General features: G+C 57.3%; 19 protein-coding genes. 11 read left to right on the top strand and 8 right to left on the bottom strand.

From position 1 onward, the window contains the following. Position 1: 1 nt before the first annotated feature. Complete coding sequence (locus tag MJQ68_RS08505; RefSeq protein WP_238750616.1) at positions 2-1,861, bottom strand: cation:proton antiporter; 1,860 nt, start codon at positions 1,859-1,861, stop codon at positions 2-4. Between the two features lie 90 nt (positions 1,862-1,951). Between MJQ68_RS08505 and MJQ68_RS08500 the strand changes: the two genes are divergently transcribed. From MJQ68_RS08500 to ppgK, 3 genes are read left to right on the top strand one after another with little or no spacing between them, the layout of a single operon-like run. Continuing rightward, on the top strand, positions 1,952-2,242 hold the full coding sequence (locus tag MJQ68_RS08500; RefSeq protein ID WP_238750615.1) for a hypothetical protein: 291 nt from the start codon (positions 1,952-1,954) through the stop codon (positions 2,240-2,242). Positions 2,243-2,277: 35 nt separating this feature from the next. Further along, a complete protein-coding gene (locus tag MJQ68_RS08490; protein ID WP_319937472.1) occupies positions 2,278-3,153 on the top strand; it encodes a peptidylprolyl isomerase in 876 nt (291 codons plus the stop codon). A gap of 53 nt (positions 3,154-3,206) precedes the next feature. Beyond that, positions 3,207-3,986: a polyphosphate--glucose phosphotransferase gene (ppgK, locus tag MJQ68_RS08485; protein WP_238750614.1), complete on the top strand. Its 780-nt coding sequence runs from the start codon at positions 3,207-3,209 to the stop codon at positions 3,984-3,986. Here the strand turns inward: ppgK and cysS are convergent, their stop codons facing one another. From cysS to MJQ68_RS08470, 3 genes are all read right to left on the bottom strand, one after another. After that, on the bottom strand, positions 3,987-5,477 hold the full coding sequence (gene cysS / locus MJQ68_RS08480; protein WP_238750613.1) for a cysteine--tRNA ligase: 1,491 nt from the start codon (positions 5,475-5,477) through the stop codon (positions 3,987-3,989). 64 nt (positions 5,478-5,541) lie between these two features. Further along, on the bottom strand, positions 5,542-6,156 hold the full coding sequence (locus MJQ68_RS08475) for a DNA-3-methyladenine glycosylase family protein (RefSeq protein WP_238750612.1): 615 nt from the start codon (positions 6,154-6,156) through the stop codon (positions 5,542-5,544). Beyond that, positions 6,156-6,692: a flavin reductase family protein gene (locus MJQ68_RS08470; RefSeq protein ID WP_238750611.1), complete on the bottom strand. Its 537-nt coding sequence runs from the start codon at positions 6,690-6,692 to the stop codon at positions 6,156-6,158. The genes MJQ68_RS08475 and MJQ68_RS08470 overlap by 1 nt, the downstream gene beginning before the upstream one ends. Positions 6,693-6,877: 185 nt before the next feature. On the opposite strand from MJQ68_RS08470, the gene MJQ68_RS08465 reads away from it, so the two are divergent. The 3 genes from MJQ68_RS08465 to MJQ68_RS08455 are packed head-to-tail and all read left to right on the top strand — an operon-like array spanning position 6,878 to position 9,840. Then, positions 6,878-7,636, top strand: a complete 759-nt coding sequence (locus MJQ68_RS08465; RefSeq protein ID WP_238750610.1) for an MbnP family protein — start codon at positions 6,878-6,880, stop codon at positions 7,634-7,636. 2 nt (positions 7,637-7,638) lie between these two features. After that, a complete protein-coding gene (locus MJQ68_RS08460; protein ID WP_238750609.1) occupies positions 7,639-8,712 on the top strand; it encodes a cytochrome-c peroxidase in 1,074 nt (357 codons plus the stop codon). A gap of 9 nt (positions 8,713-8,721) precedes the next feature. Further along, positions 8,722-9,840, top strand: a complete 1,119-nt coding sequence (locus tag MJQ68_RS08455) for a cytochrome-c peroxidase (protein WP_238750608.1) — start codon at positions 8,722-8,724, stop codon at positions 9,838-9,840. 37 nt (positions 9,841-9,877) lie between these two features. On the opposite strand, the gene MJQ68_RS08450 is transcribed toward MJQ68_RS08455, so the two are convergent. Beyond that, positions 9,878-12,472: a hypothetical protein gene (locus MJQ68_RS08450; protein ID WP_238750607.1), complete on the bottom strand. Its 2,595-nt coding sequence runs from the start codon at positions 12,470-12,472 to the stop codon at positions 9,878-9,880. Between the two features lie 180 nt (positions 12,473-12,652). Further along, entirely contained in the window at positions 12,653-13,369 is a 717-nt protein-coding gene (locus tag MJQ68_RS08445; protein WP_238750606.1) for a GLPGLI family protein, read from the bottom strand. 997 nt (positions 13,370-14,366) lie between these two features. Here MJQ68_RS08445 and MJQ68_RS08440 point away from each other — a divergent pair. The 3 genes from MJQ68_RS08440 (at position 14,367) to MJQ68_RS08430 (ending at position 16,864) form a co-directional block, all read left to right on the top strand. Next, positions 14,367-15,230: a DUF6624 domain-containing protein gene (locus tag MJQ68_RS08440; protein ID WP_238750605.1), complete on the top strand. Its 864-nt coding sequence runs from the start codon at positions 14,367-14,369 to the stop codon at positions 15,228-15,230. Between the two features lie 112 nt (positions 15,231-15,342). After that, positions 15,343-16,323: a sterol desaturase family protein gene (locus MJQ68_RS08435; protein ID WP_238750604.1), complete on the top strand. Its 981-nt coding sequence runs from the start codon at positions 15,343-15,345 to the stop codon at positions 16,321-16,323. After that, the gene (locus MJQ68_RS08430) at positions 16,268-16,864 is read left to right on the top strand and encodes a hypothetical protein (RefSeq protein WP_238750603.1); all 597 of its coding nucleotides are present in this window, start codon (positions 16,268-16,270) and stop codon (positions 16,862-16,864) included. The genes MJQ68_RS08435 and MJQ68_RS08430 overlap by 56 nt, the downstream gene beginning before the upstream one ends. Here the strand turns inward: MJQ68_RS08430 and MJQ68_RS08425 are convergent. Continuing rightward, on the bottom strand, positions 16,861-18,066 hold the full coding sequence (locus MJQ68_RS08425; RefSeq protein ID WP_238750602.1) for an outer membrane beta-barrel protein: 1,206 nt from the start codon (positions 18,064-18,066) through the stop codon (positions 16,861-16,863). The genes MJQ68_RS08430 and MJQ68_RS08425 overlap by 4 nt on opposite strands. Before the next feature lie 97 nt (positions 18,067-18,163). Next, positions 18,164-19,105: a hypothetical protein gene (locus tag MJQ68_RS08420; protein WP_238750601.1), complete on the bottom strand. Its 942-nt coding sequence runs from the start codon at positions 19,103-19,105 to the stop codon at positions 18,164-18,166. 684 nt (positions 19,106-19,789) lie between these two features. Between MJQ68_RS08420 and MJQ68_RS08415 the strand changes: the two genes are divergently transcribed. Together MJQ68_RS08415 and MJQ68_RS08410 are read left to right on the top strand one after the other, a co-directional pair. Beyond that, positions 19,790-20,179: an SMI1/KNR4 family protein gene (locus MJQ68_RS08415; RefSeq protein WP_238750600.1), complete on the top strand. Its 390-nt coding sequence runs from the start codon at positions 19,790-19,792 to the stop codon at positions 20,177-20,179. Positions 20,180-20,274: 95 nt separating this feature from the next. Next, complete coding sequence (locus MJQ68_RS08410) at positions 20,275-20,604, top strand: hypothetical protein (protein ID WP_238750599.1); 330 nt, start codon at positions 20,275-20,277, stop codon at positions 20,602-20,604. Positions 20,605-20,755: the final 151 nt, after the last annotated feature.

Genomic DNA, 20,755 nt, shown 5'->3' with positions numbered 1-20,755 from the left:
GTCAGGCCTCGATCTTCCGCTCCTTCTGGCCCGTAGGCGGACTGGTCTGCGTCAGGGGTTCACCCAGGAAGTACAGGGTATCGCCGGTCGTGACCGATAGCGTTCCTTCATTAGCGGTGATGAAGGTGATGTCACCGTACTCCGCGCAGCGCAGGTAGAGGGGGATGGCCTTCTCCTGCCGCAGTTGGGCCAGGAGCGAACCGATCTGCTTTGGATCATCGATCTCCAAAGCCTGCACCTCCCCGAAGTTGCGAGCCGCCCGGTTGAAGAGCAGGTAGCTGGCGTAGTGACCGAACAGCGCCTCGTCGTTGAACCGCTGGGCCTGTATTTCCTTGCGGGTTACCAGGCGGAATGCGCCACGGATACCCTCGCGGCTGCGGTAGGTGTTCAGAAGGTAGAAGTTGTCTTCGTCGCTCCCGGTGAGGGCCAGGATATAGCCGATATCGCTCAGGTCCATGTGGCGGTCCAGATCGGCGTCGATGGGGATGGTGATGGCGGTGAGGTTATCTTCTTCCGCCACATCGGCCGCCGCGCGGTTCGGGGTGACCAGGGTGACATCCCGCCCGCTTTCCTGTAGTGAGTTGGCCAGCTGGCGTGCACCCTCCGAGGCGCCGAAGATGAGCACGCTGCTGCCCTTGGGGAGACTGACCTTGAGCTTGCGGGCGACCAGACCGGCCAGCGTCGCGTTGAGTAGCACGGTGCCCAGTACGATCAGGAAGACCAGTGGGGTGATGTACTCCGCATCGGCGATGCCCTCCTTCGCCAGTTCGATGCCAAACAGGGAAGCTACTCCGGCCGCTACGATACCGCGGGGCCCGACCCAGCTGATGAAGGCCTTGTCGCGCCAGGTCAGCTCGGAACTCCGCAGGCTCCAGAATACCCCCAGTGGGCGGGCCAGTACGACGACGATCAGGAATACGAACAGGCTTTCCTTGGTCAGTACGAGCGTGATCTGCTCTACGGTCATATTGGCTGACAGCAGAATGAAGAGTAGGGAAATAAGTAGGAGCGTGAGGCTTTCCTTAAAATCCAGGATATCGTCCAGAAAGGGTACGTCCCGATTGGCCAGGTAGGCGCCCATCACTACGGTGGTGAGGAGTCCGCTCTCGTGCGCGATCGAGTCCGACACCAGAAAGGCCCCCACGACTGCCCCCAGGGTGAAAATATTGAGTAGAAACTTAGGGATGTAAAGCCTACTGATCAGGATGAACAGAATGTGGCCGAACACGAAGCCCAGTCCGATACCTACTAGGCCCGACTGTACGAACTTGACCAGCGCCTCGTAGATCGTAGCCTGGGGGTCGTAGTAGGCTACGATGAAGTTGTAGAACAGTACGGCCAGAAAGGCTCCGACGGGGTCGATCACGATGCTCTCCCACTTCAGTACGGTGGCTACCTGCCGCTTCACGTTGATCTGCCGCATGATGGGCGCGATGACCGTGGGGCCGGTCACGACGATCAGGGTAGAGAAGAGAAACGCGATCTGCCAGTTGAGCCCCATCACGAAGTGAGCGGCCAGACCGGCTACGACCGTAGTGGTAAACGCACCGTAGGTAGTGAGCCGGAAGATGCTGTCGGCCAGTCCGCGGATCTCGCGCAGCCGCAGGGTGAGGCCTCCCTCGAAGAGGATGAGGCCGATGGACAGGGAGACGAAACTGTATAGCAGGTTACCCGGAAACAAGCCCGTGCCGGCCTCGCTATCGAAGCGGGGGCTTACCAGCCGGTGACCGCTGTACCACTCCCAGCCGGGACCGATGAGGATGCCGGCCAGAATGAGGGGAAGAATGGCCGGAACCCGTAGCCGCCAGGCAATCCACTGAGCGACTACGCCGATAATGATCAGACCTCCGATTTCGTACATGGAAGTAAAGGTCTACTACGGCAAACTTGTTTTATTGGCCTATCTTCGCCGGCCCTTTACCACGCGTACTACTAATCCCCCCTCCCTCCCTTGACCCGTCAGGAATTCGACGCTTCCCTCCGCGAAGCTACTCCGCCAACGTCCTTTGGGCTAGAACTGACCTCCCTGTGGTGGATCAGCAACAACCAGTGGGAACGGGCCCACACGCTCATCGACGATGCTATCGGGCCGGACCGCGCCTGGGTACACGGCTACCTGCACCGCATCGAGGGCGACGAGCCCAACGCCCGCTACTGGTACCAGCGCTCGGGCCGCGATGCGCCCGACTACGGACTGAGCAAGGAGCGCGACCTGCTGCTGGAGTACTTTTTGAGCAAATAGCGACGCTGCCGCGTTGTCCCACCAAACTACCCCCCATGCGTCTGCTCTCCTTGCTTCTGCTTGCCGGCCTGCTCGCCCACTGTGCCCGCCCCGTGGCAAGCTTCACGGCCGAGACCGCCACAGTAGTAGCCGCTGATACCGTGCGCTTCCGCAATACCTCCGAGCGGGCCACGAGCTATCTGTGGGACTTCGGCAACGGACAGACCAGCACGGAAGCCGAGCCCCAGCTGCGCTACTACACCTCCGGGGACTATCCCGTAGTGCTTACGGCCACCGACGATAAGGGCAAATCCAGAACCACCACACAAACCATCAACGTGACTCCACCCAACGAATGCCTCGTGCGCATCGAAACGCCCATGGGCGACATGCTCGCACGCCTCAGCAACCTCACCCCCAAGCACCAGGACAACTTCGTCAAGCTGGTCGAGGACAACTTCTACGATAGCCTGCTCTTTCACCGGGTCATCGACGGCTTCATGATTCAGGGTGGCGACCCCGACAGCAAGAATGCTACGGCCGGCGCACGCCTCGGTAGCGGCGGACCGGGCTACCAGACCCCCGCGGAGTTCGATCCTTCGCTGGCCCACGTCAAGGGAGCCATCGCCGCGGCCCGTACCAACAACCCAGAGAAGCTGAGCAGCGGCTCCCAGTTCTACATCGTGCACGGCCGGCCCGTGACCGAGGCCGAACTCAGCCGGCAGGAAGGACAGACCGGCGTCAGCTACCCCAGCGACGTTCGCACCGCCTACCTGGAAAACGGCGGGGTGCCCTTCCTGGACCAGCAGTATACCGTATTCGGACAAGTCATTGAAGGGCTGGACGTGATCGACAAGATCGCCGCCGCCGCCACCGGAGCCGGCGACCGGCCCAAGGAGGACGTGACGATGAAGATCAGTCTGGTACGCTAGTTCGCTGACTGCGGTCCGGGGCCCTATATTCACGCCCAGACTAAGACAGCGGCATGAAGGACACCACTATTCTCGGCGTAGACGTAGGCGCCACCGGCTTTAAGGGCGGACTGGTAGACGTAAAGACGGGCAGCATGCTCACCGAGCGGTTTCGCTTCGATACGCCGCAGCCGGCTACCCCCTCGGCCATGGCCTACACCTTCCGTAGCCTGATCGATCACTTCGACTACAGCGGCGTGGTGGGCGTGGGCTTTCCCGCCATCGTGCACCGCAATGTAGCCGGCAGTGCCTCTAACATCGATAAGGCCTGGATCGGCACCAGCATCTCGGAGACCTTCGGGCGGATGCGCGACGTGTCCATCTACGCGCTCAACGATGCCGACGCCGCCGGGATCGCCACCATGAACTTCGGCACCGGCCGCTCCCATAAGGAAGACGGTACGGTGGTCATGATCACCATCGGCACCGGACTGGGCGGAGCCATGTTCCTCGACGGAGAGCTCATCCCCAATTTTGAGCTCGGCCAGTTGTACCTGAAGGGCATGGACATCATCGCTGAAAAATTCATATCCAATAAGGTGCGCAAGGACAATGACATGGACTGGAAGACCTTCGGCAAGCGCCTAAACAAGTACCTGACGCACGTCAATTTTATCCTCAATCCCGACCTGATCGTCCTGGGTGGTGGCGGTAGCAAATACTTCGTGGACTACAAGAAGTACATCAAGTGTGGCTGCGAGGTCAAGCCCGCCGAGATGCGCAATACGGCCGGTACGGTAGGGGCGGCAGTGTACGCCTACCAGCGGCACCACCGGAAGGTGGCGGCCGTGTGATCAGATCGACCAGCTAGCTCCTTCCTTACCGTCCTTGACCGTGATGCCCGCCTCGTTCAGCGCATCGCGCAGTTGATCCGAGAGCGCCCAGTTCTTATCCGCCCGCGCCTGTTGCCGTAGGTCGAGGATGATCTGCATGGCCTTGTCGAGGGCTTCCTGCTCCGCTCCACCACTGGCGGCCTCGTCCTTCAGGCCGAGCACATCGAAAAGTAGCCTGCCCAGCCCCTCCTTAAAGGCCGCAAGCGTCTCGGCACTTACTTCCTCTAGGGACAGTTGTCCACCCTGCAGCGCATTGATGCGGGTGACCAGCTCGAAGACCCGGGCCAGCGCGCGCGGAGTATTGAAGTCATCGTCCATCTCGGCGTAAGCAGCGGCCAGACCCTCGGTGAGTTCCTTACCTACGGTGCCGTTCTGTGCACCGCCCTTAGCTTCCAGGCCCTGCAGGAGGTTCCAGGCTTCCAGTAGGCGGGTGTAGCCCTTTTTGGCGGCCTGGAGTGCCTCGTCGCTCAGGTCCATCGTACTGCGGTAGTGGCTCTGCAGCATGAAGAAGCGGACGACCATGGGGCTATAGCCTTCGGATACGTGGGGACTGTCGCCGCTGAAGAGTTCCTCGGGGCTGATCGTGTTGCCGTCCGACTTCGACATCTTGCGGCCGTTCATCAGCAGCATATTGGTGTGCAGCCAGTAGCGGGCACCGCCATGGTGGCAGGCGCCGACGTTCTGGGCGATCTCGTTCTCGTGGTGGGGAAACTTGAGGTCGTTACCGCCGCCGTGGATGTCGAACTCCGTGCCGAGGTATTTGGTGCTCATGGCCGAGCACTCCAGGTGCCAGCCGGGAAAGCCCTCGCCCCAGGGACTGTCCCAGCGCAGGATGTGTCCGTCGCGGGCCTTCATCCAGATCGCGAAGTCACTCGGGCTACGCTTGTCGCCCTGCGACTTCAGCTCGCGGCTTTCAGCCAGTAGCTCGTCGATCTTGCGGCCGCTGAGCTCGCCGTAGCGGTCGTCGTTGGCCGAGTTGTAGGCCGCTACGTCGAAGTAGACCGAGCCGTCGACCTCGTAGGCGTAGCCGTTCGCGATGATCTCGCGCACCATGTCGATCTGCTCGATGATGTGTCCGGTCGCGCGGGGCTCGATGCTGGGGGGTAGGGCGTTGAGCATCCGCAGCATGTCGTGAAACTGGTTGCTGAACTTCTGGGCCACCTCCATGGGCTCCAGCTGCTCCAGGCGGGCCCCGCGGCTCATGCGGTCTTCACCGTCGTCGGTGAGGTGGCCTACGTCGGTGATGTTGCGCACGTAGCGCACCTTGTACCCCCGGGCCATCAGGTAGCGGTACATGACGTCGAAGCTCACGAAGGTGCGGCAGTTGCCCAGGTGGGCCGGATTGTACACCGTGGGGCCGCAGACGTACATGCCTACGTGACCTTCCACGAGGGGCGTGAAGGTTTCCTTCTCACGGGTCAGGCTATTGTACAGGGTAAGCGCGGTGGACATGCCGGGGTAGATTTTAGCGCGCAAAGGTAAGCCGTCGGTGTTGGTTCCCTCTCCCCCGGCCTCGCTACACCGCCGTGCCTTCCATCTGCCACAGGTAGCGGCTGGCGTAGCTGCGGTAGGGGCGCCAGGGCTCCGCCGCTGCGGTCATGGCGGCGACCAGCGCCTTGCCCTTCAGGTGACCGAGGTCGAAGAGCGCGATCAGGTTGCGGCGCACGACGAGATCGTCCAGCGGGAGCAGGTCGGGCCGCTGCAGGACGAACATGAGCACCATCTCCACGGTCCACTGGCCTACGCCCTTGATCTGGGTGAGCAGCTCGATGATTTGCTGATCCGTGTAGGCCGACCAGTCCTGATCGATAAGCTTGTGCTCGAGCCAGAAGGTCGCTACGCCGTGGAGGTAGCCCGCTTTGGGCCGACTCATCCCTACGGCGCGCAGATCGGTTTCGGACAGCTCTAGTAGACGGTCGGGGTGGGGGTAGCCGTCGGGGAACAGGTCCAGGAAGCGGCCGAAGATGGTGCCCGCCGCCCGCCCGCTCAGCTGCTGGTAGGTGATGGAGCGGAGCAGCCCGAAATACACATTGCCCCCGTGGTCGGGCCGGGGGGTAAGGGTGTGGCGTGCGACCAGGGGGGCGAGGTGGGGCTCCTGACTTAAGTGTCTGGTGATGTGATCGGCAACCACTAGCTACGTGGGCTCACGCCTTCGTAGTGCTTGCGGGTGTCTAGTTCGGTGATGGGCTGTCCGTCCTTGCTGGTGGCCTTGATGACCTTGCCGACGAACAGGATATGATCGCCGTGGGTGGTCAGGGCGTCTTCCAGCTTGCACTCCAGGGTGGCTACGCCGCAGTCGAGGACGGGGGCGCCGGTCTCGCCTTCGGTGTAGGATATACCGTTGACGGAGTGGGCACCGTAGTCGACGTCGGTCTGCTTGGCGAACTTCTTGATGAGCTCCTCGTCGTCCTTACCGAGTACGGTGAGGGAGAAGGACTGGGCCTTCTGGATGGTCTCGTTGACGTCGCTGTCCTTCTGGATGGCGATGGTGATCAGCGGGGGATCGAAACTGGACTGGGTGGCCCAACTGACGGTAGAGGCGCTGACCCAGTCTTCGGAGCGGGTCTTGAGGTCGCTGCCTTCCTTGCGGGTGGCGACGATGTAAAAGCCGTAGGTGAGTTGCTTGAGGGCTTTATCTAGGGGGGAATTGGGAGACTGGTCGGTCATGCGTGGGGTATATGGTAGGTTAAATATGGTGTGCTGGTCCAACGGGATTGATTTTGTACTTGTTCAACCTACGGTATGCGCTGTGGCGCCGACACTTACCGCCGGGAAGTTGGCAAGCCGGCCGGTTACCGCCCTATCTTGCTCATCCTCCACCATCAACTGCGCACCTGCGTGCGCGCCCGCTTATGAAACACCTGCTGCTGTATTTGCTTTTGCTGCTGGGACTGACGGCCTGCCTGGACGACGATGACCTGCCGGCCGTAGCCGAGACCGACCTGACGCTGGACTTTCGCGCGGAATACGGAGGGGAGGGCCTGGCCATTCAGCGGGAGGCCTACGGCTACCCGACGGGCGATACGCTCAAGCTGCTGCTGTTTCAGTACTATGTGTCTGACCTGGAACTGCTGCCCGCCGGTGGGGCCGCGCCCGTGCGACTGGCGGAGATCGACCTGCTGCGCTGGAACTCGGCCAGTGACTCGGCGACCCTCACGCGCAGCTACCGGGTGCCGGCGGGGGAGTACGTCGGACTGCGGTTCGGACTGGGCGTAAAGCCGGAACTGAACGCACAGGATCCCAGCACCTTTGCCGCCGACTACGTGCTCAACGAGGCGGAATTCTGGGGGCCGACCACCCGCTATGTGTTCGCCAAGATCGAGGCCAATGCCGATCTGGAGGGCGATGGGCGCTTCGACACCGGACTGAGCTACCACATGGGCAGCGATGCGCTGTACACTACCGTAGAGTTCGCGCGTGACCTGCGCATCGGGCCCGGGCAGACGGAGCAGCTGACCGTAGTGGCCGACGTACTGCGGGCCCTATCCGGCAACGGGGAGACCTTCGCCATCGACAATCCGGACCAGCAGGCCGTACATGGCGGCAACCAGGCCGTGGCCCAGGACATCTGGAACCGGCTGGCCGCACAGTTCACCCTCGAAGTGCGGTAGGGATGCGCGGCGGGCTATCCATAGTACTGGCGTTACTGCTTTGCTACGGCTGTGATCGCAAGGAGGCCGATACTCCGCCCGACTTTGCCGCCATCCTGTATCCCGACGATAATGCATCCACCCCGGAGGGTGTCGATCTGGGGGAGCGCTTGTTCTTCGATCCGCTGCTCTCGGCCGATGGTACGGTGAGTTGCGCCAGTTGCCACCAGCCGGCGCTGGCTTTTTCGGACGGTAAGCCCCTGAGCGTGGGGATCGACGGTCTGGTCGGCTTCCGCAATACGCCCAGCCTGACCAACGTCGGCTACCTTCACCAACCACTATTCTGGGATGGGCGGGCGACCAACTTGGAGGCTCAGGCGCTCCACCCCGTTGGCACTGCCCACGAGATGGCCGGCAGCTGGCCGGTGGTGATCGACGCGCTGCGCAGCCGGCCCACCTACGTGACCGCCTTTCGCGAGGCGTTCGGGGACGTACCCATCGACTCTACCCTGGTGGGGCGGGCCCTGGCGCAGTACCAGCGCACGCTGGTGAGTATGAATAGCACCTACGACCGGGTCCGGCAGGGGGAGGCGCAGTACACGGAGCAGGAGGCCCTGGGGCACGCCATTTTCTTCGACCTGGGCGACGATCCGGGCGGACCGTTCGCCGGGCTGGTCCGCGGGGAGTGCGCCCACTGTCATACGCCGCCCCACTTCACGAACCAGCGGTACGCCAACAACGGGCTCGATGAGGCGGTCGATCTCGACGACTTTACCGACAAGGGGCGCGGGGCCATCAACGGGCAGCGCTACGACAACGGGCGCTTCCGCACGCCGGGCTTGCGCAACGTAGCCCTCACCGCGCCCTACATGCACGACGGCCGCTTCGGTAGTCTGCAGGAGGTGGTGGCGCATTACAACAGCGGTGGAGAGTATGCGGAGAATAAGAGCGCGAATGTGCGTCCGTTGGGGCTAAGTGTCCCGCAGCAGGCGGCTTTAGTGGCATTTTTGGAGACCCTTACGGATGATTCATTCGTTGTAGGATCGCTGCGTGGGGTAGGGTTAAACACGGATTCTACGGATTACAGCACGGATTAGTCACGGATTATGGGTCGTCGTATCATCCTTCTTGGTCTTAGTGTGCTGCTGCTGGCGGCGGGCTGCGGGGATGAGCCTGGTGTGGGCATGGAGGTGCCGGTGGAGGGGACCATTAGCGGTCCGAGCACGCCGACGCCATACGCGCTGGAGGTGCCTGCCTACCTACCCGCGCCGATCGTGGATCCGGAGAACCCGGTGTCGGTAGAGGGGGTGGAGCTGGGGCGGCACATCTTCTACGATGCGGAAATTCTGAGTACGGACGGTACGATGTCGTGCGCCAGTTGTCACCGGCAGGAGCTGGCCTTTACCGACGGGCTGGACCGTTCGTTGGGGGTACGCCGTTTGGCGGGGTCGCGGAGTGCGATGTCCCTGGTCAATCTGGCGTTCAACCCGAACGGCTTTAACTGGGACGGCAGTGCGCCCAAGCTCTGGGAGCAGGCCATTCACCCCGTGGAGGATATGCTGGAGCTGGACAACGACTGGGAGGAAGTGCTGCGCAAGCTGCGCGCCGATGCCGACTATCCGGCCCGCTTCCGGGCGGCCTTCGGGATCGACAATACGGCCGAGATCAGTCGGGAGCTGACCATCAAGGCCCTGGCGCAGTTCGAGCGCACCATCATTTCGGCCGACAGCAAGTACGACCGGGTCGTATACCACAACACCGACTTCTTTACCGAGCAGGAGCAGCTGGGGGCCGATAGCCTCTTCTTCGTCGAGAACCTGCCCCCCGGTGCGCTGCACCCCGGCTGTGGCCACTGCCACAACGCGCCCAGCTTCGGCGACAACAAGTTTCATAACAACGGACTGGACGACGTAGCCTCCCTGGACGATTTCATCGACAAGGGGCTTGGCGGCGTGAACGGCAACCGCTTCGACAACGGCAAGTTTCGTACCCCCACGCTGCGCAACATCGCCCTGACGGCCCCCTACATGCACGACGGCCGCTTCGAGACCCTCGAGGAAGTACTCGACCACTACGCCAGCGGAGGCCACGACGTAGAGAACGAAGATCCCAATATCACCGGCTTCACGCTGACGGAGCGGGAGAAGGAGGCGCTGCTGGCGTTTCTCCATACGCTGACGGATGAGTCGTTGCTGACGGATGCGCGGTTTGCTGCTCCCCATTAATATCAATCTTCTGCCCTACGGAACATTCCGCTTTATCCTAATTGAATCGAAACCCGTAGGTCAACTTAATGTACCTTCCGAATAGCTCGTGCCGGGTTTGGTTTAGCGCTACCGTACTCTGATCTATACGCTGAAAATTATCGGTATCAAACAGGTTGCCTGCATCAAGGTGCCAAGAAGAGTTTTTGTGCATATAGCGGAGCTGCAGATTTAGCATACTGTTCAACGATTGGGAGCGTGCTGCGGGAAAATACACTTGGCGCAGATCAAAATCACAGAATAGGCGATCTGGTAAAAGGTCAGTACGCACATTTGCGTTTAGCCATACCATCTGTTGGGTCGTGCGATTTTGATTGAAATTTGTCAGGTAGTCTATGTGAATGTATTTAGGCGTAATACTTAAATTCAGCGGACTATCTTCCCACTCTGTAGAGGCTCGCAGGCCAATGCGGTAGTCCCGACTGTAGGCAATGATGGGCGACTCACGATCAAGCTGATTTTCCGCAACTGTCCGAATATGTTCCGGTTCGAGCCGGAAATTTATGCCACTTCCCTGGACTCTACGCTCTAAGGCGACAGAGAAGATAGCATACCGAGCAAACAGCTGATCAACTTCTCGTACAATGACATCACTACTGAGTTGAGTCGCGTAGCCCGTACGATCGCGACCGTGCAGGACACTTGCATCTACTATCCAGCCCCGTCCACTTATGGGTAGAGAACCCATGAAGGATACGACGGTCTCCTTGGTGGGGCCTATATTCTTGTCTCCGGGCAGAGTGATGGTCTGAAAGTTACTGATGCTTCCTCCCGGCAGTAAGTCATAGAAAGGCAGTGGAGTAAAGTGATGCTGCCAATTGAATTGGAAATTCGTAAAGTTGCCCAGATCTAAACGAGCATCGATCTCGTACTCTAGGCCGCTACTGGAGTTTAACGTACGGCCCGTACTGTTCGGGTAATTAAGTATCGAATAGTTGACCCGGTTGTCGAGGTACACCGGAACTCGCGGCAGGGTCACTTCCCACCGTAAATATGGAGACGTTTTAATCGTGCGTATGGTAGCATCTGCACTGGTGAGTCGATCTAGGATCAGTGGCTGCGCGGGATACTGTACTAAACTTGCTGCCGTTGTATTGATCGCTGCCTCAGATTCATACCCCATACCGGCCTCGAATAGCCCTATGTTCTTGGAGGAATAGGATGCTGCCAGGGAAATAGTTGTCGATTCTCGCTGAGGAGTAGCGGTCTGGGTAGTCAAGCCTGTTCCGTTCGTAGGTAGTGGCGATAAAAAATTTGTGACGGATCGATCGTACAGCCGAGTGCGGTTATCATGACTGCTCCTTATTAAGGCGCTGTTCAGCGTTAGTCCAACTGCCGAAGTGAGTAACGTTTGTGCCTGGAGTGTAAGATATCCTTCGTGAGCCACACTATTCTGCTTGAGATAAACATCCTCAATAGAGGAAGGGTAAATCTCAGCAACTATTTCCCCTGCCGCTATTTTACGCACTATATAATTCCCGCCAATTGAGAACCTATACGTTTCGCTGTCATACCGTAGAGCGAGCTTGTTCAAGCTGAGCGCCTCTTCAGACTGTTGGACAGCATCAAATCTATTCACATCGCCGAAATAAAAGTCTTGTGTATTCTGACTTCGGTAGCGTGACAGGGTAAGATTGCTGTATGATCCCAGGTAGATGCTCCACTCGTCGTTTAGATCATGACCGAGGCTGATGCCAAGGGTATGCTGATCACGTCGCGCAAAGAAATTGGTGAAGTTGTAAGTTTCTGGCTCATACCCTCCTACTTGACTGGCGTCTTTGAAGTTGGCAGGAGTAGCAAACATGCCCTGAAGCGCTTCTTCGCCCATATTGCGAATACTGGCTAGCTGAATGGTCTGCTCACCAAACCGATTGGACTCGGCAAAGACATGCAGTCGAGTATGTTCCTGTAGCTTAAAACCGTTTGCATACGCGCCTACTTTTGAGGTGCTTTGAACGCCTAGATGTGCTTCTACACGACCAAAAAGGTCTTCATCTACGGCATCCTTCAATTGCACGTCAAGCACCACATAGCCACGAGTAGTTAATAGGCTTTCCTTGAGTTTGGAATCCTGCTCATCCGTTCGTACTTCGATCGTCTGCACATCCTGGGGGTGGATGGAGCGGGTTAGCAGTGCGGTCCCCTGCTGGGATACTTCCTTGCCATTAATCGTCACTTTATCAACCAGCTGACCATTTACGACGAGCTCTCCTCGTTCGTTGATGCGCATTCCGGGCAGTTGGGACAAGACGGCCTCCAGGGTTTCGTGCCTGGCTTCCGTCCAGTGCGGCAGGTCATAACGTATAGTGTCGCCGTTCACCACTACGGGTGATTGTGCCTTTACCGTAATTTCCTTTAGGCTATTTTCACTTGGTTGCATGACAACGGTAGGAAGGTGAACGTCGTCAATAGAGGTACCCTTACCAAGTACTATCTCTCTACGCTGTGGGGTGTATCCAAGATAAGTGTACTCGATCGATATGATACTAGGCGCGCCACGTCGTACCTGAAGCTGATACCCACCCGCGCTGTCCGATTGAGTATAGGCAAGTATTTCCTGTGTTCCGTAGGTGCGTGCTACAATGTTCGTCATAGGTAAGGGCGCATTCATACTATCCCGGTCCATGACCCGTCCTATAATTCTTACTTCCTGTGTATAACCAGACGTGACGACTAGACAGCAGGCAATGCACAACAAGCAGCGGATTATGCACTGACAGCTTACTACTACTACTGTCCTCCCATTCCTGTACTCAGCCAGCAGCATGATAACCTACCGACTTGAGACCTCCTTCCAACGTTTCTTCTCGTCCCGCAGCCACTTGCGATCTATTCCATAGGGGCGAACGATTTCTTCCAATGACACTACGATGGCCGCGGCCGGAACCTCCACCGCGTCCACTGTGTCGATGTCATCGAAAGAGATGGCCTTAAGCTTGGTTCTGACCGTCTTGCGACCGCTGTGTTCTAGCAGTACAATCAAGCCGGGCAGGCCGTAGTAGCGCTCCGGTCCGACGCTTACTGGGATGTCCATCGTAAACCATGCTATAGCATCTTGTAGATGATAGTCACCAGTTGCTGGGACATAACTATTGGTACAGATGGCCTTTTGCACCGTGTAGCCGTCGATGATCTTTGTTTCAGTGGTGATCTCCCACTCCGGATTTGGCTGCCCCTTAAAGTAGATCGGCGTCTGGTCTTCTAAAATTTTTCTTTCCGCGACTACCTTACTGGGATAGGTTATCGACCAAGTGTAGAATTCGTGTGGTAGGTAGTAGGTATAGGTGGAACCATCATTCATATCTATTTTATCCGTTCTTTGATGGTGTTCGTATGCTGCTGTGGTACCATCAAATATCAATATGAATTCTGCGCGATAGTCGGTGGGCGTCTCCTGATGTTCGTATACTGCTATGAAACTTTGTTGCGCATAGGTATTGGAAGTGAGAAGGAGGGCGGAGCAGATGAATATTATTCGGATAAGTGGCATGACATCTATTTATGGGCTGATTAAGGGGAGGGCCACTACATAGTGCTTACCTGCTTGTAACCCTCCCCCTTTGGGTTAATGAATGTTATTGTTCTACGCTTTCACAAAGATTAGAACAGTTGCATATTAAGCAACTTGCCTTGATGCGACCCTCGTTATCATAGCAACGGCAGGCTACACCCTCTTCCGCGGTGAAGACCAACTCTGTAGTTGGACCGGAGATTAGCTCTCCATCTACTACCGAGGTAGTGCCGGATGTAGGTACGCTTGCTGTGAGAACAAAGACAAAGGCTAGAAGAAAGCCAAAAACTAACATGAATTTGCGCATGGTATTTGGATTATGCGTGATGATTACTCTAGGTTCCGGTTTTCAGCTTCTCCGGGTCGACGCAATAAAGTTCGAGGATGAATATGCAAAATTTCTGCACATTGAGAAAAAATCACTCCTCCTCGTCCGTTGTTCTGAATATCTGCCAGTCTGACCGTAATAATGACGCATACACATAAGACCGTCGTTCAGTATCAAAATGGATGTCCGCGCCAAGCTCTTGCAGGTCTGCTAAAAGGTAATTGATGGTACGTTCCGACACCCCGAACTTGTTTGCTAATGTTCGCCTATGACCGGTGCTGCGACGCCGTATAAGTGCGTCCAAACGCTCAAGTTGGCGTTTCTTCCTAATCCAACTGCTCATAAAAGGGAAGGTGTAAATAAAATTAGGTGTTTAACCTTCCTTAGGAGAGGTTTAGGTGAATCAAATATACTACGCAGCGGCTAACTGCGCAAAATGCTCTTTGGACGAATAGGACGAGATATAGCCCTGCCATCGCGCCGCCCCCCCTTAGCAAAGCAGTATACCGCTGAAGCCTTTCCGTACCGAGACACTCTGTTATCCCTGATTTTCCTGTCAGGACTTCGCACCGTCATGTTCGCCTTCATTATCTGCGCAACTATGTACACTACAGCGTAAGGCCCCACAGACCGTCATATATTGTGGTAATGCAATTTAGCGATACAAATACTAAGAAGGGTCTACTGAAGTACCTGTATATCCTCGCAGTGATCAGTCTGGGCTGTGCCACCGATACAGCCTACGTACCCCACGGACTCACCCGAGTATCCGACGAAGAGTTACTTACCCGTGCCTACCATTTTGACTACCCAGACGGTACTAAGTTCCCTACGCTGAACACGCTAGGAGATACCATCACGATGGACTCCCTGAGAAACATCCAGGACCCTACAAAGAAGTATGCCTTACACTACTACCAGGATGCGAACGGCGTCATACAGGAAGCGATCATTGTAGAAATAACGGAGGCTGAACTAGTCTTCCAGCGCAAACTAGTCGAGGCAGTTAATACCGGTCCGGAGCTGCGCAGGCTACCCATAGACTGCTCCGACAAAGCCAGCATACTTCAGGAAGTATTTGATCGCGACCAGGCGATCCGCGGCGGTCAGCCCTACGATAAGCGGGTAGACCACCAAAACCTGGAAGTGATCACCAGTTTCCTTGACCACTGCGGCATGCCTACGCTGGCCGAAGTCAATGAAGTGCAACTGGCCGCAATCTGGGCGGTCCTGCAGCACTCCTCAAATCGGTACCGAAAGCGGTACCTGCCGCTGTTGGAAGCAAGTGCCCGGGCGGGAGACCTCAGCTGGGGAACGATCGCCACCATCACCGATCGTATCGCCCTAGATGATGGAAAGCCGCAACGCTACGGCACGCAAGTAGTGCGGGATCCCAACACCGGTAAGTGGCAGCTGTACGAGCTGGCCGATCCGGACTCCGTAGATAAACTACGGCAAGCTATCGGTCTACCGCCCCTGGAGGAATCGCTGCAGTGGTGGGATATGGATTGATGCTGATGAATTTTTACCTCTCCCCCAGCCCCTCTCCAGATGAGAGGGGGGACGTCTCCGAAGCCATCTCCCCAGTGTTCAGTAACTTCATCGCAGCCTAGCCATTACCACCATGCCTACCTTTCTGTTTACCGATAACCCCGTGGCGATCCACTACGCCATACCGGCCTTCGTGCTGCTGCTGGCGATCGAGATCGGGGTGGCGGTGTACGAGCAGCGGGACTGGTACGACACCAAGGACACCCTGAGCTCGCTGAGTATGGGTATCGGCAATGCCGTTATCCGCCTATTTACGAAGGTGGTTATCGTGGGGGTGCTCTTCTTTTTGTACCAGTTCCGACTGTTTGATCTGGGGGCGGCCTGGTGGGTGTGGGTGCTGTGCTTCTTTGCCGAGGATCTGAGCTACTACGCCTTCCACCGGGCGAGCCACGAGGTGCGCTACTTCTGGGCCAGTCACGTAGTGCACCACAGCAGCAAGAAGTATAACCTCTCTACCGCCCTGCGGCAGACGTGGACGGGGGAGCTGTCCGGCTCCTTCATATTCATCCTCTGGCTGCCGCTGGTGGGTTTTCATCCCATCATGGTGGCTATATTCGGTAGCCTGAGCCTGATCTATCAGTTCTGGATCCACACCGAGGCGATCGATAAGCTGTGGCGACCGGTGGAGTTTGTGTTCAATACGCCGAGCCACCACCGGGTGCACCACGGTAGCGACGTCAAGTACCTGGACCGCAACCACGGCGGCGTACTCATCATCTGGGACCGCCTGTTCGGTACCTTTCAGGAGGAAGAGGAGCGGCCCGGCTACGGACTGGTCACTAACATCGACTCCCACAACCCCCTGCACATCGCGACCCACGAGTGGGTAGCCCTGGGCCGCGACGTTTGGCACGCGCCGGATTGGCATAGTCGGCTGGGTTATATATTCGGTCCTCCGGGGTGGAGCCACGACGGGAGCCGGAAGACCAGCGCCCAGTTGCGTTCCTCCGCACCTGCGAGCGCGCCCGATGAAGTACCTACCGCACTAAACCCTACGCATGCAAGCGATCCGCTATCCCCTGACCTTCTCCTTCAAGATCACCACACTGGCTAATGACTTCACGGCGACCGACGCCAGTGGGCAGGTGGTGGCCTACGTACGGCAGAAGCTGCTCAAGTTTAAGGAACACATCGAGGTGTACAGCGACGATAGCCGGAGCCGGGTGAACTACCACATACGGGCCGACCGCTGGATCGACTGGTCGGCCGCCTACGCCTTCACCGATCACCGCGGCACGGCCCTGGGCAAGATCGCGCGCAAGGGCTGGAAATCGCTCTGGAAGGCGGAGTACGAACTGATCGACGCCCAGGACAAACCGCAGTACCACATCCGCGAGGAGAACGGCTGGGTGAAGGTGATCGACGGACTGGTGGGCGAGATCCCCGTGCTGGGCTGGTTCACCGGCTACGTGTTCAACCCGAGCTACCTGGTGACCGACCTGCGCGACCGCGAGATCGCCCGGCTGACCAAGCAACCCTCGTTCTTCGGTAAGGAATTCAAGGTGGAAAAGCTGGGGCAGATCGATGAAGACGACGACGACCGCATCATGCTGGGCCTGATGATGATGATCCTGCTGGAACGCCGCCGCGGCTAAAAGACGTAGCTGGTGATGGCGCGGATGCCACCGCTGCGGCTGGCCTGGCCGAGTATGCCCAGGTTGTCGGTATTGTGCTGGTAGCGGACCTCGATGCCGAAGTGCTCACGAAAGCGCAGGCCCAGTCCGGCCGAGGCAGTGAAACTACCCTTTAGCTCGGTATCTGGACCGCGGTCGTACATGATCTCTCCGGAGAAGAAATTGTAGCCGCCCATTACCGTAGCGAAGGCCTTCGTGCCCGAGCTCAGGTAGCTGTAGTAGCGCAGGCCTACGGGCAGCTCCAGGGCGGAGTAGTCGGCAGCTGCCATCTCAATGCGGGAGACCGGACTGTAGGTGCCGCTAGACTTGTAGCGGTAGTAATTGGGCTCGAAGACCAGGGCGATCTTGTTGTTGCCGAAGGGGAGGCGGTACTCCAGCTCCAGCCCGATCCGCGGACTGGCCTTGGCCTCCATGGAGACCAGCATGCGGTCGTTGCCGGGATCCACCAGTTCAAACTTGCCGAAGAAGACGCCGGGCGTGACGCCGATGTACAGTCGTTTGCCCCGGGCGGCATTGTTTGTATAGATCGTACTCGCTGCGCCCCGGCAGCTGTTGTAGTCCAGCACGACCTTGCGCAGTTCCCGTAGCTGGTAGTCGGTCTGTGCGCTGATGGACGTAGTTCCACACTGCAGTGCACTGCGCAGCTGCGTTACGTACTGCTCGTTGGTACGCACGGTAGTTCCGGCACCCTGCCAGCGCTGGTACATCAACTGCACCGGTGGCGTACCCGCCTCCAGCTGCAGAAAGAACTTCGTGAGCTGCGGCGTGCGGTAGCTGTACAAACTGGCCGGTCCTTCCACTTCGGTGCGTAGTAGTATCCGCTGCTCTTCCTGCGGGCTGGGCGCGTCCGCCAGTAGCTGGGTCTCGGTACTGCTGCGTTCCAGCTGTACGGTATGGTTCACGAAGCGTGCCTTGCCCGGAATAGCGAACTCGGTCAGTGTAGCGGGATCGATGATGGTGGGGCTACCGTCTCGCAGTACGGTCAGGGTAGTGGGGGTATAGCGCCAGTCTACGTTGAGGATCTGGACGGATTCCCGCTGCCCGTCGGTAGTGATCAGGTAGCCGGTCTCGTAGGTTTGCTGGGCGGTGAGTAGGGTAGTGCACACCAGGGCCACGGTGAGCGCGAGCATGCGGAAGATGCTACGGGCGAATAGGTAAGACATACAAAAGTAGGTATACGCGTGAAGGGGGTCAACAATGACCGCACGGGACCCATAACGCGGTGCCGGGAAAAGTATTCTTGACTAGTCGCTCCTATGCCTAGGTGCGCGTAAAGAAACGGCCGATGAAGACCGCCACCTTGAGGGCGGCGCGTTTGCGCCGGATCTGGGCCGGGGAGAACACCTGGATGGGCCCGTCTACGTACTGCCAGTACTGCTTGTCGGCAAAGCTGGGCCGGGCGCCGGTCACGAAGATATCGCGGATAAAGGCCTTTTCCCACGGTTTGGTGCGGCCCGCCGCGTGCGACATCACGTAGCCGAACTTCCCGAAGTCCATCGCATCCGGCCCCATGATGGTCACCTTCGCCGTCAGGTCCTTGGCTACGTTGAGCGCGTCCTGGTCCATGAAGTGAAACATATTCCACCGGTCGGCGATCCCGATCTGGTCCTGCTGCATGCCGGTGAATTCCTTCATGTGCACCTGCAGCTCGTGCCACAGGCTGGAAAAGCCCCGGTACCGCCGGTTGATGCCCACGAAGCCACCGTTCACGTAGATGCTGTCTTGCGGCACGTAGTCGATGCCGAACTTAGCGTAATACTCGGTCCACTGCAGCCGCAGCGGGTGCGACACAGCGACCGGCGAGTTCATATCCTCCACCAGGGCGATGCCGTACTGTGCCCAGGCTTCGAAGTGAGGCCACTGCGCCTTGATGATGATGTCACAGTCGATGTAGAATACATTCTCCACCCCCTCCCCGTAGCGGGCCCACACCTGCTGGATCAGCTGCGGCTTCACGTTGGCGAGCATCTCATCGGTCTGCTGCAGGGCGAAGTGGATCTCTAGTCCGTCCGCCACGCTATAAACCTGCACCCCGTCTACTTCGGTGAGGGCGCCGGTGGTCCACGGCGGCAGCGCCCCCCGGTAGCCGGCGTAGAGCACGCCGCGGTAGTTGCAGTCGTACAGCGAGTTCGCCAGGGCCCCCACCCCCAGGTGGTACGACCGCTCGAAAACGGTGCACACTATGCTCCGGACGTCATTCATGTAGGGTGGGGCTAAGTCAAAAACAGGTTAGGGCGTACACAGCCGGCGATCCAAGGGCCGCCGTTAGGTGCTAACCCGTAGGATAGACCGTCGGTTCCCTCGCCGGGAAATTCTATTAACGGTGGTGGGGGGTGTTTGGTGTGGGGCGGGGGCGCTGGTGCGGGGGAATGATGTGTGGGGGGTGTGGTATGTTTAGGGGTGTTTTGGTTTGGTGTGGCTAGGTTATTTGGGGCAGGCGTTTCGACGGATGGGGGGCGGAGCCTTGTGGGGGTGGAAAGTTGCGTATACACAACATGCGGGTGGTGTGTATACGCAATTCGGTGGCTACACGTCAAGTTGCGGCTACACGTCAACTGAGCTATACACGTCAATGGGTTGACGTAGATTGGGGGGGTATACGCAATCGTTAGTGCAGATGTTGGGCGACATGGCCCATATGGGCCACGACAATAAACCCGCAGGACAGATAAGAGCGAGCAGTTCTCACTTTCGGTCGTTTGGGAATCAGGGGGCGGTAAGCCTAGGCGAGCGACATGGCATAGAAATTAGAGCTATTTCCAACTTCACCTACGATCGAGTTTTGACCTCTATCCACGGATTACCGATAGTGAGAACGACTGTATATATACACTGAGTTCCTGGTCCCGAGAGTTATACGAGTAGATAGCCTGGTGTTGCGAACAAATGAATGATAATAATATCTATAGGTCTGGATGGTTTCGGAAAGTAGTCCATGGGACTTATGGATACTATCTTCCGAAAGATTACGTATTCTATGTAGAGTCGAACCTGCAACTAGAGAGATTCATTGGTGCAAAATATATAGCCATATGGACGTATGAGGAGGCGATGGAGTTTAACGAAAGCATGGATGAATTTGTCAGGCGGGAACAAATTTTTGGTATTGGTAGTAACGGGGGAGGAGAAACTATCGCAATTGACTTCAATAAAAGCGGAAAAATATTTATATTCAACACGATATCTCAAGAAAGGAGTGAATTCATTGTAATTGGAGATTGTTTTCGCGATTTTATCATTAGATTGGAATCTGGACTATCTTGGATGGCGGAATAGCTTCCATAGGGCTCCAGCGCAGGTTTGTGATTAGATATTCTTACATCACCTGGGCTAAATACTAAGCATTGCACACACTGTATTTTCAATTCTCTATGCCCGAAAAGGAAATCACTAGTAATGAAGATACAAAGTGTTGGGTTGCTATAGCTATTAAGTTACTCCAACACGTAGTTCCTCAGGCCAATCCAGACTTTGATCATTTGATCGGATCTGTTACAAAGTGGATGTTAGAATACGATTGTTTAACCGATTGTGTCACTAGAGAAATTGGTGTTATCAACGGTTCAAATACTGTAGTAAAGCTACCTAACGAAACTAATTATGGATATTGGTCAGATAATATTATGTGTTACAAGGACTTCGTCGAGCGTTTTTCCGTAGAAAAAATATCTAGGGAAGAATTTGAGGAAAAATGGAAATGAAAGGTAGATCGCCCAACACCACGCCAACTCCATTAAGCTAAGCTCTTCCCTACTATACTGGAGCCTTGACCACGGTTGCTTAGCGGCTACTCTTGCGTTGCGGTAGCTTAGAAAGTAACTTTAGGGCATAGTGCCCCCGCCCGGCCGTCAG

The organism is Neolewinella maritima (assembly GCF_923081025.1).
Classification (GTDB): Bacteria; Bacteroidota; Bacteroidia; order Chitinophagales; family Saprospiraceae; genus Neolewinella; species Neolewinella maritima.
Note: the sequence above shows the minus strand (reverse complement) of the source record. Positions and strands in the feature narration are given on the sequence as shown.

Bases quoted from the DNA above. Each gene is read 5' to 3' on its own strand.
- MJQ68_RS08505 (WP_238750616.1), bottom strand. From the start codon at position 1,861: ATGTACGAAATCGGAGGTCTGATCATTATCGGCGTAGTCGCTCAGTGG.
- MJQ68_RS08490 (WP_319937472.1), top strand. From the start codon at position 2,278: ATGCGTCTGCTCTCCTTGCTTCTGCTTGCCGGCCTGCTCGCCCACTGT.
- ppgK (WP_238750614.1), top strand. From the start codon at position 3,207: ATGAAGGACACCACTATTCTCGGCGTAGACGTAGGCGCCACCGGCTTT.
- cysS (WP_238750613.1), bottom strand. From the start codon at position 5,477: ATGTCCACCGCGCTTACCCTGTACAATAGCCTGACCCGTGAGAAGGAA.
- MJQ68_RS08470 (WP_238750611.1), bottom strand. From the start codon at position 6,692: ATGACCGACCAGTCTCCCAATTCCCCCCTAGATAAAGCCCTCAAGCAA.
- MJQ68_RS08465 (WP_238750610.1), top strand. From the start codon at position 6,878: ATGAAACACCTGCTGCTGTATTTGCTTTTGCTGCTGGGACTGACGGCC.
- MJQ68_RS08460 (WP_238750609.1), top strand. From the start codon at position 7,639: ATGCGCGGCGGGCTATCCATAGTACTGGCGTTACTGCTTTGCTACGGC.
- MJQ68_RS08455 (WP_238750608.1), top strand. From the start codon at position 8,722: ATGGGTCGTCGTATCATCCTTCTTGGTCTTAGTGTGCTGCTGCTGGCG.
- MJQ68_RS08450 (WP_238750607.1), bottom strand. From the start codon at position 12,472: ATGACGAACATTGTAGCACGCACCTACGGAACACAGGAAATACTTGCC.
- MJQ68_RS08445 (WP_238750606.1), bottom strand. From the start codon at position 13,369: ATGCCACTTATCCGAATAATATTCATCTGCTCCGCCCTCCTTCTCACT.
- MJQ68_RS08440 (WP_238750605.1), top strand. From the start codon at position 14,367: ATGCAATTTAGCGATACAAATACTAAGAAGGGTCTACTGAAGTACCTG.
- MJQ68_RS08435 (WP_238750604.1), top strand. From the start codon at position 15,343: ATGCCTACCTTTCTGTTTACCGATAACCCCGTGGCGATCCACTACGCC.
- MJQ68_RS08430 (WP_238750603.1), top strand. From the start codon at position 16,268: ATGCAAGCGATCCGCTATCCCCTGACCTTCTCCTTCAAGATCACCACA.
- MJQ68_RS08425 (WP_238750602.1), bottom strand. From the start codon at position 18,066: ATGTCTTACCTATTCGCCCGTAGCATCTTCCGCATGCTCGCGCTCACC.
- MJQ68_RS08420 (WP_238750601.1), bottom strand. From the start codon at position 19,105: ATGAATGACGTCCGGAGCATAGTGTGCACCGTTTTCGAGCGGTCGTAC.
- MJQ68_RS08415 (WP_238750600.1), top strand. From the start codon at position 19,790: ATGAATGATAATAATATCTATAGGTCTGGATGGTTTCGGAAAGTAGTC.
- MJQ68_RS08410 (WP_238750599.1), top strand. From the start codon at position 20,275: ATGCCCGAAAAGGAAATCACTAGTAATGAAGATACAAAGTGTTGGGTT.